At 48.5% G+C, this 15,037-nt stretch carries 3 protein-coding genes; all 3 read right to left on the bottom strand.

The window, feature by feature from the left end:
- Positions 1-30: 30 nt before the first annotated feature.
- On the bottom strand, positions 31-1,932 hold the full coding sequence (locus tag G9G53_RS21235; protein ID WP_165150055.1) for a serine hydrolase domain-containing protein: 1,902 nt from the start codon (positions 1,930-1,932) through the stop codon (positions 31-33).
- Between the two features lie 266 nt (positions 1,933-2,198).
- Positions 2,199-13,418 carry a non-ribosomal peptide synthetase gene (locus tag G9G53_RS21230; protein WP_165150053.1) on the bottom strand — a complete coding sequence of 3,740 codons (11,220 nt, stop codon included), beginning with the start codon at positions 13,416-13,418 and terminating at the stop codon, positions 2,199-2,201.
- Between the two features lie 164 nt (positions 13,419-13,582).
- Positions 13,583-15,037 (bottom strand): condensation domain-containing protein (locus G9G53_RS21225; RefSeq protein ID WP_238796280.1); only part of this gene is annotated, 1,455 nt, incomplete at its 5' end.

Raw genomic sequence — 15,037 nt, 5'->3', positions numbered from 1 at the left:
ATGTTCGAATATGCATTGTTTTGTAAATCTTTAGGAATAATGGATAGGAAGGAAATTCCAATAAAAGAGATACACTGTATGCAGCAATGTGAGCACCGCAAATAGGATTTTCCCGGCAGCCCGGGTTCTTCTTTCCCCTGTAATCAGCTTTGCGCCATTCACGATCAATACCCACACGGCAATGAGTGCTGAAATGAGTGGCAGTGTGCAAATTCCCCAGATATACCACGCGGAATAGCCATACACGATCTGATTGTTACCATAGACGACCTGCACTCCGAGAAAAATCGTGTTTAGTGACGCAATGAATGCAAGGTTGGACGAAATGTGATTATTCGTTTTACGGATAGCTTTGATCACATATCTTACGATCCAAATCAGCAAGGTTGTGATGAAAAATAAGGAGGCGGCTGCATAGCTGACAAGCAGAGTCCAGGTGCGGTGCCAAAGTGTCGTTTGCTTCATGGTTTTACTATCCGGGGCAACCATCATCCACGTACCGTTTTCCTGATACAGCAAAATTTTAAGCTGGCCCTCCTTTTCCACAAACAATCCATCGCCTGCTGCTTGAAAAACTTTGTCTGTTGCTTCATTCTCATTTGGGTATTTTCCTTTAACAATTAACGTATGATCATCTTGAATTCGCACGGTGTATGTAATGTTTCCCAGTATTCGAATCCATTTTCCCCACCCATGAACAGGATTAGAATCCACCTGATATACGCCCTCAATCTCTGGCGAAAGCTTCACTTGCGTGGTAGAACGAGCCAGTAACTGAGAAGCGGCCTGCGGATTTGCGGGCAGCATTTGGGCTATCGCATCGATGACTTTTCCATGAAGCAGAGTGTCCGTGTCAGCTGAATTAATGATCACAAAAATACCGATCTTTTGTGACGGAATCAGTACCATTTCGGAAATAAAATCATCAATTTCCCCGGTAGCCCACAGCATAGGTACTCCTGTCTCCAAATGACCACGAAAAAATCCGTAGCCCACGCCATCCAGGCGTGCATCGACTGCAAATTGCTGCGCATGCATCACTTTTACCGTATGTGGTTGGAGCACCACTTTGCCCTCATACTTGCCTTGGTTTAAATGAGTGATCAAGTAATGGGAAAACTCGTTGGGTGTGACGTTCAACGCTCCTGCTCCGGGCAGATTGATATACGACAAAGGCTGTTTCAAATACGCTCCATCCTTCCACTGATACGACTGGGCCTGTGCAGGATGATTTAACGGCAATTCCAGTGTCGCGCTGGGCATATTCATCGGCTGGAACAGATGTGTACGAAGGTAATCATTCAGTCCCTGACCGCTTACTTGCTCCACGATATTACCGATCAGACCGAAGGCGACATTACTGTATTCATACTGAATTCCAGGTTTGCGGATAGGTGGCTGATTTTGAAAATACGTGCTGAGATACTGTTCTGTGGGTAAAACGCCTGCCCGAGTCGAGCTGTTAATGTCGTACAGCGCTTCATCCAATCCTGAGGTATGTGTCAAAAGCTGATGCAAATTGAAAGGCTGATTCTGGTATTGCGTAGCTTTATAGCTGTGGAGATAGTTATTCACGTCTTCATTCAAATCAAGCTTGTTTTGCTCAACCAGCTGCATCGTGGCGCTTGCACTAAATGATTTGGTTAGAGAGCCGACACGAACAATGGTCTTTGCTGGATCGAATGCCATTTTCCGCTCCAGATCTGCATATCCGTAGCCTTTACTAAAAAGAATTTGGGTTCCCTGAGTCACGACGACCGCAGCCCCCGGAATATGCAATTTTTCCAATTTTGTAACCATGATATCGTCCACTTTTTTTTCCAATGAATTAGGTGTTATGCTGTCTATTGCCCATGCCGGAGCAATGAGCAGGTTCCAGAGAAACAACGCTGCTAAAAATGCGGATAGGTAGCAAATGCCTTTACTCTTCATATTGAAGTACCATCCTTACGTATGAAGTTGATTTAATGATTTGAACCGTGCGGTGATTGCATAGCGAGCAGATATTTATACTCCGTATGGAAGCCATCAGCATGGCGCTATGGAATCATCGCACTTCCCATCGCGGGAGTGCACATAATAAAGCGAATCCTGATCGAGTCGTGTAAGCAGACGGCATCTTACCTGTCGATCAGGATTCATGTGTTACAGATTAAAAAATTAGTGATTCAGTTCTTAAAATCATCAACCGTAGATTTTCAAGATTTATGATGTGCTAAATCTTGTGTCATGTCTTTGTCCGTGTTCCGAGTTATCTTTTGTATTGCGGCACGGATACTTTTTACATTTTTCTCGATAAATCCGGGTTCCAGTAGTTCATAATGATTACCAATCAAGCTATGCTCTTCATAGCTACCTTGTGTAGCGTCTTTCCATAAAAGTCGATTATCTCCTGTACCCCTCACCGTTTCCGATCCAACGGCGACAAAGCCGTGAATATTCGCCTGAACGCTCTCTGTATTCACAAGCTGGTTGCCATACACCGCGTAAGCGATCATTTTACGTTGGTACGTTTCATTCAACAGCTCACGGTAGGAGTCGGGAACCTGTTCCAGCATGTCATGAATTTCATGCTCTGTTTCTTCAGCTGTGAAGGGCAGGGCTTCCGCCCTTTTGACCGAATCGAGCATAAAAATATCTGATACGGTATGACCTTGACGTTCCAGTGTGTCAGCAACCTTATGCGCCAGATTACCACCTATGGAATAACCAAGCAGTACATACGGACCTTGCGCTTGCGTGCTGACGATCAAATCAACGTAACGTGCCAGCATGGCCTGCTCATCGGCAGCATCATCCACGAACTCCAATCCATACACGACTGCGTCCTGATCCAGTTGTTTGGCCAGCTCCGCGAACGACAGCCCGTATCCAAGCATAGGAGGAAAGCAGAAGATGGAGATCGGACCGTGTTCATTCAACCGTATGATTGGACTATCGGCCTTGTATTCCAGATCCGCTTTCAATAATGTGAGCGCCTGCTCTTCTATAGTCGGGAAGTCCATAACACTACGGATGGGGAGCTCAATGTCTGTGGCAAGGTGAACTTTGCGTATAAGCTCCAGTACTTTCAAGGAATGTCCACCCAACGTGAAAAAGTCATCATGGATACCCACTTGTGGAATTTCAAGCACTTCCTGCCAAATGGATGCCAGCAACTGCTCCACATCGGTTCGCGGGGCGACATATTCTATACCCGTGTGCAGCCCTTTGTCCGGCACAGGTAAAGCTTTGCGATCGATTTTGCCGTTTGTCGTCAGCGGAAGCCGATCCAGTTGTACAAATGCGGATGGAATCATATAGCTCGGCAGACTGGCCGACATCGCAGCTCGAATCTCACGGACGGTCAGCTGTTCATCGGCAGTGAAGTAAGCACATAATTGCTGTTGACCCGTTCCATCCCGCAAAGCGATAACGACGCTATCCCGCACGGACGGTACACTTGCCAGCCGCGCCTCCACTTCGCCCAGCTCAATCCGGTAACCGCGAATTTTAACCTGTTGATCAATCCGTCCGGCGTATTCCAATATGCCGTCTTCACGCCAGCGAACAAGATCTCCTGTACAGTACAGGCGATCTCCGTCCACCCACGGGTTAGCAAGAAATCTCTCAGCCGTCAGCTCAGAACGATTTAAATAACCACGTGCAACTCCGTCTCCGCCGACAACCAGCTCACCCCAGGCTCCGACCGGTTGCAGGTTAAATGACGAATCCACAACATACGCCGTCGAATTGCAGATGGGACGTCCGATCGGCACAGAATCCAGCTGTTCTTCCGTAATGTGATACGTCGTCGAAAAGGTTGTATTTTCCGTTGGTCCATAGCCGTTAATGATGTTCATGTCCGGATTATCACGCAGAACCCGGTTAATATGGGGTGCAGACAAAACATCACCACCAACCAGCAAATACTTCACATCGCCGAAAAGTTTACTATCCTGCTGTGAAAGCTGATTAAATAACGGTGTGGTCAGCCACATCATGGTGATGCTATGATCCCGTATCGTCTCTTTAAGCTTGGCCGCGTCCAATAGATCATCCTTATGCACAAGAACAAGCTGACCGCCGTTCAGCAGCGCGCCCCAAATTTCAAACGTAGATACATCAAATACAAACGCGCAAGTCTGCAGCATTCGAGTCGATTCATCAAATGGCACATAATCGGTATTGCGGACAAGGCGCACGACACTTTGATGCTCAACAACGACACCCTTAGGCTTACCTGTTGAGCCTGAGGTATAAATAACATAAGCAGCATGATTACCCGCTCCATCTATACCCAGATTGGAAGCATCTGCACTGTAGGACGTATCCTCATTCAGATTAACAATCTGTCCGTCAAAATAGCAACGATCCAGCAAATCTTGTTGAGCCAGCAGCAGTTTGGCTCCCGAGTCCTCCAGCATATAACGGATACGGTCCTCCGGATATTGTGGATCTACCGGCACATACGCGCCACCAGCCTTCAAAATAGCGAGTGTTCCCGTAATCATATCCAGCGAGCGCTCCGTCAAAATGCCAACAGGTTCATCGGGTTTCACCCCTGCATCACACAGCGTATGCGCTAATCGGTTGGCTGTCTCATTGAGCTCCCGGTAGGTCAATGATTGATGACCCAAAGCGACGGCAATATGATCCGGCGTACGCTCTGCCTGCTCCTCAAACAATTTTTGGATCGTGTGATTGCTTGGATATGCAGAGGCAGTGTTATTAAACTCTCCTGTAATTTGTTGTTTTTCCGCCGCTGTAACCAGTTCCAGCTCTTCTATGCAAACATTCGGGTTAAGCAAAACTTGCTCCAACAGATTCACAAAATGTCCATGCAGACGCTTAATGCCTGTTTGATCATAACTTAACGCATTATACATAAAACGAATCTTGATGCATTCTCCTGGCATAACGACTAAGCTCAGATCATAGTTAGTCTGCTCTGCAGCCACCACGTTGGAAATCGGGAATAGTTCCTGCCCGTCACTTCCCAGTTCTTCGACCTGCTCATCTACCGGATAATTTTCAAATACCATAATATGGTTAATTAAATCCTGTTTCTGATCGGTCAATGCCTGAATCTCAAACAGTGGATACGTATCATACGCATGAGAAGCCAGAGCCTGCTCCTGCGTTTTCTTCATAACTTCTGCAAAAGATTCCCCTGCCTCACTAAGGATGCGAACAGGAATGGTATTAATGAACAAGCCGATAATATCCTCTACCCCGATAATATCCGATGGACGGCCTGAGACGACACTGCCAAATACGACGTCACTGTGGTTGTTATATTTTTGCAGCACAATCCCCCAGACGGTTTGTAATAACGTATTCATGGTCACTTGATATCGCTTAGCCGTCTCCTCCACCCGGAGGGTCAACTCACGTTCCAAAACCGTCACCCAATCACTAGCCGTGTTGCCTCCACTCTTGCGACCGGATTTTACAGCTGGTAATGCTGTTTGCTGCTCATATCCGGATAAATAGCTGCTCCAGTAGTCGGTTGCCGCCTTGCGATCCTGTGCTTCGAGCCATTCAATAAAGCGGCTGTACGGCACTGCGGGTGCTAGCTCTGGTACTCTGCCCTCCTGAAGTGCTGCATAGCTTTCAAACACTTCTTTATTTATAAGGGACAGACACCAGCCGTCCATGACGATATGATGGAAGCTCCATACAAAATGATAGCTGTCTTCTCCGGTACGTAAAATCGCTACACGCAGCAGAACATCCCTACGCAGATCAAAGCCTCGTGCTTTATCTTGTAGCTTGAAATTTTTCACCCGGGTATCTATTTCATCCTTCTCCAGATGGTGTAAATCTTCATATTGAAAGCCGCAATCCTGATTTCGATACACCACCTGCAACGGTTCCGTATCTCTGCCAAAATAAAAATGTGTACGCAGCGCCTCATGTCGCCGAACCAGAATATTCAGGCTTTCTGCAAAAGCCCGAATGTCCATCTGACCTCGCATATCATAAGAAACCTGCTCAAAATACGCGTCATTCGCGGCTGCTTGACTATCTAGCTGGCTGTGAAACAGCATCCCTTTCTGCATCGGGGTCAGTGCATATACATTGTCGATCTCACCTGCAGCACCCATTTCAGATAAGAGGCTGTCCAAGCCCTCCACACTCATTCCTTTATAGGAAATATCACTTGGGGTAAGCTCCGGGTGTTCTTTATGGATGCAATGCACCAAAATTTCGCGCAGGCTCGATTCCAGTAATTTCGCCAATCGCTCGATCGTCTCCGGTCTATAGCTGGTACGGCTATAGCTAATCGTCAGACCCAGTTGACCTCCCGAAATGATGCCACCAAAATCCAGCGTATACGTTCGAGCCATGGTCGGGCTCAGCGGCATCCCACCCTCATATGAGGATGATTGCAAGTCGTTCCCTTTCATATCCTGATCGAACTGTCCCAAATAGTTAAAGCTGATTTCGGGGTCTGTCGTAAATAGGGCTGGAGATGCCTCCGGTGCCTGTGTCTGATGATCGGCTAAGTATTTCAGTACACCGTAGCCAATCCCTTTTTGCGGGATGCCGCGCAGTCCTTCCTTCACCCGCTTAATCCGTTGCGAAAGTGCCAGTTCTTCAGGCATATCGAGCAAAACAGGATATTGGCTTGTAAACCACCCTATCGTCCGGGTAATGTCCACCTCTGGTAAAATGGCTTCACGTCCATGTCCCTCCAGATTAATCAGGAACCGATCATTTCCACTCCATGCTTGCAATGCCATTCCTACCGCCGTTAGCAACAGGTCATTAATTTCTGTACGGTAGGCACGATTGGCCTGTTTGAGCAGCTGCTCTGTCTCTGCGTGTGTCCACAAAGCAGTAACCGATTCACTATCGCCAATCAATGGCTTTTCGTGCTCATTATACCCGTAATCCTGCGGCAAAGGAGTCCGTTCCGCTTGTGCAAGTTTCCCCCAATACGCTTGCTCACGTTCCATAGCTGGGCTGTTGGCATAAGCGTGCAGCTGCTCGGCCCATGTTTGGAACGAATCTGTTTTATGAGGCAGCTGAATCACCTGTTCACCCTTGGAAGCTTGATCATAGGCAGTCGCCAAATCCTCGAATAAAATGCGCCAAGATACCCCGTCCACCGCCAAATGATGAATCACGACCAGCAGATGATCTCCATCCGGGCAACGGAACAGCCCCAGTCTCATCAGCGGACCTTCACTTAGAGAAATACCAGATTGAATTTCATTGCACTTCGCTTCAATTATCTTCGCCAAATCTTGCTGGTTTACATCGCTGTCATTATAATCAAAGCACTCTAGATGGTACGGTTCGCCTTCCTCTACACTGCGGTTCCATGCTGTACATCCGTTCTCCGACAAACTAAAAACCATACGCAGTGCATCATGGTGCGATGTAATCTGATGGAGCGCCCGCCGTAGTGCCTGTTCGTCATAGCCTTCCTGACGATAGAGCATGACAGATTGGTTAAAATAGTGTGGTTCTCCCGTTGGCTGTTCAAAAAACCAGCGCTGAATCGGTGTAAGCACTACATTTCCTGTAACCTCGCCCTGCTCGGCTATTCGGTTAACAGGCTGAATATATGTGCTTAGTCCTGCAATTGTCGGGTATTTGAACAAGTCCTTCATTTCCAGCTTGTATCCAGCCTGAAATAAGCGGGACGATACTTGAATGGCCTTGATGGAGTCACCACCCAAATGGAAAAAGTTATCCTGTATTCCGACTTTCGGGATACCAAGAATGGCTCCCCAAGCTGTAGCCAGTGCCTGTTGGACATCCGTCTCGGGTGCCACATAGTCCATACCTGTATCGAGATTGTGCTCAGGTGCGGGCAGTGCCCTGCGGTCTACTTTGCCATTCAGCGTCAAAGGCAGTCTGGAGAGCTGCACAAAGTAGGACGGCACCATATAGCCAGGCAGATCCTGCGACAAAATGTTACGTAAGTCGCTGGCGCTCAGTTCGCTATCTGTTACAAAATAGGCACATAGCTGTTTTTGTCCGTGATCGTCCTGCCGCACGGTAACAACTGATTCCTTCACACCTGGAATCGTGGACAAACGGGTTTCAATTTCACCCAGTTCAATGCGGTAGCCGCGAATTTTGACCTGTTCATCCATTCTTCCCTTGTACTCCAGTACACCATCAGCACGCCAACGCACTAAGTCCCCTGTACGATAGCAATATTCTCCAGACCGGAATGGACTTTCAATAAATTTTTCCGCCGTAAGCTCGGGCCGATTCAGATATCCACGCCCAACACCATCACCACCGACGATCAGTTCCCCCCAGGCCCCGATAGGTTGCAGCTTCAACGAACGATTGACCACATAAGCGGTCGAGTGATCAATTGGACGTCCAATGGGAATAGCCTGGGTTTGCGGTTCTGTAATGTCATAGATGGTGGAAAAGGTGGTGTTCTCAGTCGGCCCATAAATATTGGCTAGGCGAAGCTGCGAGTACTCCTTCAACACACGATTGACGTGCGGTAAAGACAACACATCACCACCCACGAGCAACTCCTTCAAGGACGCAAACACTCCGATTTCTTGCTGCGAATATTGATTGAATAAAGCCGTGGTCATGAACATCGTGTTAACACGATACTTGTCAATTGCCTGTTTGAGCTTGGAGGCATCCAGAATAGTGTCATGACTTACCACATACAGTTGTCCCCCGTTCAGCAGCGTTCCCCAGATTTCAAATGTGGAGGCATCGAACACAACTGCGCCCAATTGCAGCATACGTGTATTTTCATCAAGCGTGGCATAGCTTTTGTTTTTCACTAGGCGCACGACATTACGGTGCTCAATCATCACGCCCTTCGGCTTGCCTGTCGTACCAGAGGTGTAGATCACATACGCAAGATCCGAGGAAGATCCCCCTGTTGTAATCGGAAGTGTTCCATCCGTATGAGCGTCAAATTCAGATTTGGTACTCCATCGTTGTTCATCACTCAAATCGATGACCGGAATGCCTGGTTCAAAAGGCATCTGCTCACGTCGTTGTAACAGTAACAGCCCCGCACCGGAATCCTCCAGTAAATAACGGATACGCTCTTCAGGATAATCAGGATCAATGGGAACGTAAGCCCCTCCGACCTTCAAAATCGCCAGCATACCGACGACCATTTCAATGGAGCGTTCAGCCATAATTGCTACTCGCTGTGTCTCTGGCTCGGACCCGCGCCGTATCCCATGGGAAGCGAGAATGCGTGCCAGACGGTCGGCACGTTCATTCAGCTCACGGTAGGTAAGCTGCATGTCCGCAAAGGTGATGGCCAGCCGATCAGGTGATTGTGCTACCTGTTCCTCGAACAGCACATGCAGTGCTTGATCTCGTGGATACGGATAGTCTGCTACCGTATCATTGAATCTCTGCACAAGCAGCTCTTTTTCTTGGGCCGAAACCATTTCTATAGCCGAAAGAGCGATATCCGGCTGTTGAGTAACCGCATTGATAAGCTGCTGCAAATGTTCAGTCAGTCGTTCAATGGTTTCTCGTTTGTACAGCCGAGTTCCGTATTGAAGAGCACAGGAAATTTGTTCTCCATCCTCCACTGCGAACAGACTCAAATCAAATTTGGCCGTCGTTTGCTCACTTGGATAAGATGCCAATTGCAGCCCCGCCAGCTGCTGCTCTTTTTGCTCTATGTTTTGTAGTGCAAACATGGTATCAAATAACGGATTACGGCTTAAATCTCGATCCACGCCCAGCTTCTCCACTAGCTCTTCAAACGGATAATCCTGATGTTCAAAAGCCTTTAACGCGTTTTCCTTGACCTCCAACACATAATCGCGGAACGTTTTCCCGCCTTCTGGATAATTACGGATTGCCAGTGTATTCACGAACATCCCGATCAGACTGCCAAGATCCGCATGGGGCCGCCCTGCAATTGGCGAACCGACAATAATATCCTCCTGCCCGCTATAGTGGCTAAGCAAAGCCGAATAGGCTGCCAACAGCACCATATATAATGTCGATTCCGTCTGCACCGCAATGCTTTTTAAGCCTGCGCTTTGTCGTTGGTCAAGCGTAAATTCCAGCACATCTCCTTCAAAGCTTCTCACCGCTGGCCGTGGATAATCAGTCGGTAGATCAAGCACTGGTAGCTCTCCTGCGAAGGTATTGAGCCAGTAGTTTTCCTGTTCCCGGTAGCGTTCACTTTGCTGCTGCTTCTGTTGCCAAGCGGCGTAGTCTTTATACTGAATGCGTAACGAGGGCAGCGTGTCGCCTGCATATAAATGAATGAAGTCCTGAATTAGTACATTTATAGAGGTGCCGTCCGAAATGATATGATGCATATCCATGAGCAAAATATGATGCTCTGGGTCTGTTTCAATCAAACCAACTCGGAATAACGGAGCCTGCCCCAGATCGAATGGTTGGACAAAGTTACGTACCAGCTCATCCGTTTCCTTTGGGGTAGCTCCGTGAGCATTAGTCAATTCCATGCAAAAAGGAACCTCGTCATGTACTCGCTGGACAGGTTCACCGTTCATGGTCTCAAAACTTGTGCGCAATGTTTCATGACGGTCAATAAGCTGACGGAACGCGCTATCCAGTGCCTTGTGATTAAGTGAACCGGTCAGAGTCAGGACACCAGGTATGTTATAGCTAATTCCCGCTCCATCAAGCTGATTGAGGATATACATCCGTTTTTGAGCCGAAGAGACCGCATAAAATGGCTTATTCTCCGTAACAGGGATGGATTCATAAGTGGTTTGCTCCAGTGCTTCAATAACTTGCGCCAGCTGTTCAATGGTCGGATGCTGGAACAGATCCTTTAGCTGCACATTTCTATGCAATTCTTTATAGATGAGTGATATGACATGTGTCGCCCGCAGGGAATGTCCTCCTGCCTCAAAAAAGTTATCCTTAATGCCAATGCGCTCAAGCTCAAGCACATCTTTCCAGATGCTAGCCAGTTGTGCTTGTAATTGATTTTGAGGAGGTACAGATTCTGCGCCTGAGCCTACACCTCCCTCTGGCTGTGGCAACGCTCGGCGATCCACCTTGCCGTTGGGCGTCAGTGGCAATTGCTCTAGCTGTACAAAATACGACGGTACCATGTAGCCCGGCAGCTCCTGACTCAAAGCGCTACGCAGCTCACTTGTCGCTACTTCCGCATGGGTGACCACATATGCGCAGAGCAGCTTTTGCCCCTGTTCATCTTCATGTGCAATTACAACAGCTTCTCGGACTGCCTCCAGCTTCAACAGCTGTGCTTCCACCTCGCCCAGCTCGATCCGGTAGCCCCGGATTTTTACCTGCGCGTCGATCCGTCCCTTATATTCCAGCGTCCCGTCCGCATTCCAACGCACCAGGTCCCCTGTTCGATAGCAGCGTTCGCCACCACGGAACGGGCTGTCAATGAACTTTTCGGTCGTCAGTTCTGGGCGGTTGCGGTATCCGCGAGCCACCCCGTCACCGCCGACAATCAGTTCCCCCCACGCTCCAACAGGCTGGAGCTGCATCGAACCGTCCACGACATATGCCGTCGAGTTATAGATCGGGCTACCAATGGGCACAGATCCCGATTGAACGCCAGTAATGGCTTGTGTGGTAGAAAAAGTCGTATTTTCCGTCGGACCGTAGCCGTTAATAATATGTAGATTCGGATGGGCCTCCAATACCCGATTAATATGCGGTACGGACAGCACATCACCACCGACCAATAGCTCCCGCATCCCCTCAAATAGTTCCAAGTCCTGCTGGGATAGCTGATTAAAGAGTGGTGCGGTCAGCCACATCGTGGTAATGCCGTGATTGCGGACAACTTCCTTGAGCTTGGGCGCGTCCAAAATAACATCCTGACTCACCAGCACCAGCTGTCCACCGTTCAATAGCGCACCCCAAACTTCGAAGGTGGACGCGTCAAAGACAACAGACCCGGTCTGCAAAATGCGTGTGTCGGCATTCAAGCGTGCATAGTTTGTGTTTGTCACCAAACGCACGACATTACGGTGCTCCACCATAACCCCTTTGGGCTGGCCTGTAGTCCCTGAGGTGTACATAATATAGGCCAAGCGACCAGCTGCGCTCGCCTGTGGTTGTTCTTTAGCTGCATAAGTCTGCTGTATTTGTTCTGGTTCTGCTTGTTCTGATTGCGTAGCTTTTGGTTGCATGATTTCTGGTTGTATGGTTGTCGTAGAAGCAAGTTCGGGACTGGCGGAAATGGAGTAGAACGGATCTAGGCAGTCCACGTATCCCGAATCAGTATTCGTCCCGTGCTCATTCGACAAAATGGGATCGTAACGATCAGCATCATCCGTTCCATAAATTGCGGCATCGCTAAGGTCAAGCACCATTCCCTTAAAATCAGTGGGCCGATGTTCCATTCGCTGCACGAGCAGTATGTCCGCACCGGAATCCTTCAGCAAATAGCGTACACGCTCATCCGGGTAATCAGAATCAATGGGTACATACGCTCCACCTGCTTTGAGAATTCCGAGCATACCGACAATCATCTCAATCGAGCGTTCAGCTACAATGCCGACTGTCTGCTCGGTGCGGATTCCCTGCTTACGTAAAGAATGAGCCAGTCGGTTGGCCTTTTCATTCAATTCTGCATAGGTTAGGCTATCTTGCCCATACACTACCGCCACCTGCTGTGGTGTCTGCTTCGCCTGTTTCTCGAACAATTCATGAATAGACGCATGACGTGGATAATCCACATTTGTATCGTTGAAGGTATGGAGCAGCTGCTCTATTTCTTGCTCTGACAGCACTTGTGCTGTGGAAATCGCCAACTCTGGCTGCTGCAAAACAATAGTGTACAGCCGCAGAAGCTGCTCAACAAAGTGCTCAATCGTCGTCTCGCTATAACGGTCGCTACTATACTTTACGTTTAGGGAAACCGCTTCATGTTCCCATTGAAACTGGAAATCTAGTTCAGATTGTACGTGATCCAAAAAATCAGAAATATGAATATTTCGCAAGGATACTGTGGTGTGAATAAGAGGCTTTCCATCCTCATCACGTTGAATGTCAAGTAATTCAGAATAGTTCCAAAAAGGAATGTTTTGATGTTCAATAGCTTCGCCGACAGAGGTTTTGATTTGAGACAGCAAGGCTTTGAAGGTTGTGCTGGAATCCAGCGTATTTTTCAATAAAAGTAGATGGTTGATCGGCTTTGTAGCACCGTTGCTAGACTTGGCTACCGGAATGCCCAGCAGCACACGTTCCTCACCTGTGTATTTATGCAATAAGCTCTCTACTCCAGCAAGCAGGACCATAAACACGGCCCATGGAGCGCCACCTGTTATAGATGATATTCTTTGGGAAATTTCAGTTGGAAATGTGAGCGTGTACATATGGGAATTTAAACTCGTTACAGTTGTACTTCTGGACACATGGTTAGTGTATGGTAGGCAGATGGTATGATCCTCAGATTCCAGTTTATGACTCCAGTAATTTTTTTCCTTCTCAAATAAGGCTTTCAATGACATCCCTCCTGCTTCTCGGGGCCTGTTCCCCGGTTGGATGGTGCGTTGTTACGTACATGAGCGTTGTGTCAGAAAAAGAATACTTTGCAGGCAAGGGCAGTCGGACAAGCCGCCGCCCTCTGCACACGCAAAGTGAACTCATTGCATTTTAGAAAACGGATTTAAAAAACAAAGTCGATGGAATCCGGTGAGAAGCCTTCCGGCCGCTCGTCCGAGTTAACCTGAATATCGCCTAACAGCAAATCTGGATCGATTCCAATCTGGGACAGGATCGCTATCAAATCTCTGGTTAATCTCTCAATAGCGTCGGCCCCAAACAGCTTCGTGCAATATTCAAACGAACCCTTGATTTCCCCGTCTTCATCACTCATAGACAAGGTCAAATCGAATTTGGAGATGCTGTGCTCCTGAACATATGGACTGAAGGACAGCGTTTCTAGCTTCGTTTCCTGCGACTCTGTATTTTGCAGTACAAACATGGTGTCAAACAACGGGTTACGGCTTGCATCCCGTGCTACATCCAGCTTTTCCACCAACTCTTCCAGTGGATAATCCTGATGCTCAAAGGCTTGCAGCGTACGATCTCTGGCTTCCTGCAAGTAGCTGTGGAACGTTTGGTTGCCCTTCGGCTGATGCCGGATGGCTAGCGTATTGACGAACATTCCGATCAGTGGCTCCAGCTCAGGCAACAAGCGGCCTGCTACTGGCGTACCGATGATCAAATCGTCCTGACCGCTGTATTTGGACAGCAGAACGGTGTAGGCGCTCAACAGCACCATGTACAGTGTACTTCCGGTTTGTGTCGCAATTCGGTGCAGTTGCTCGGATACATTCGCGTCCACTGTAAATTCATACATCGCACCTTCGAAGCTGCGAACAGCAGGTCTAGGATAAGCAATTGGCAAATTCAGTACCGGCAACTCTCCAGCTAAATGCTCCAGCCAGAAGTGTTCCCGGCGTTGGTATGATTCACGCTGCATCTCCTGCTGCTGCCACACGGCGTAGTCTTTGTACTGAATTTGCAGCGGCTCCAATGCCTGTCCTTCGTACAGTTGTACCAACTCCTGCACGATATTGTTCGACGATACACCGTCTGAAATAATATGGTGCATGTCGTACATCAGGAGATGGCGCTCTGGTCCGGTTTGAATAAGACGGACACGCAGCAGTGGTGCCTGGCGAAGGTCAAAGCTGCGTACAAAGGACTCGATATAGGCATCGGCTTCGGACTCCCTGGCTTGCAGGTGCTCTACTGCAAACTCCACTTGATCGTACACCCGCTGAACGACCTCGCCTTCCACCATTTCAAAAGAAGTCCGCAGCGTTTCATGGCGGGCTATTAACTGACGGAACGCATCCTCCAGCCGATCGGCCTGAAGCGGCCCCTCCACGGTTAATACACCCGGCATATTGTAGCTGAGATCCCCACCTTCCAGATGGCTCAAAATGTACAGTCTTTTTTGAGCCGAGGAAACCGGGTAGTACGCCTGTTGCGCCGCCGCAGGAATCACCGTATAGGTGTCTGTGCCGTGCGTTGCGATGAGCTGGGCTTGCTGCTCAATCGTAAAGTGTTGGAACACCTCACGCAGCGTAATCCGGCTGTCCAGTTCCTGATG

Source organism: Paenibacillus sp. EKM206P (assembly GCF_011066155.1).
In the GTDB taxonomy this organism is placed as follows: domain Bacteria; phylum Bacillota; class Bacilli; order Paenibacillales; family Paenibacillaceae; genus Paenibacillus; species Paenibacillus polymyxa_D.
The sequence above is the reverse complement of the archived record's forward strand: the minus strand, read 5'-3'. Positions and strand labels throughout refer to the sequence as shown.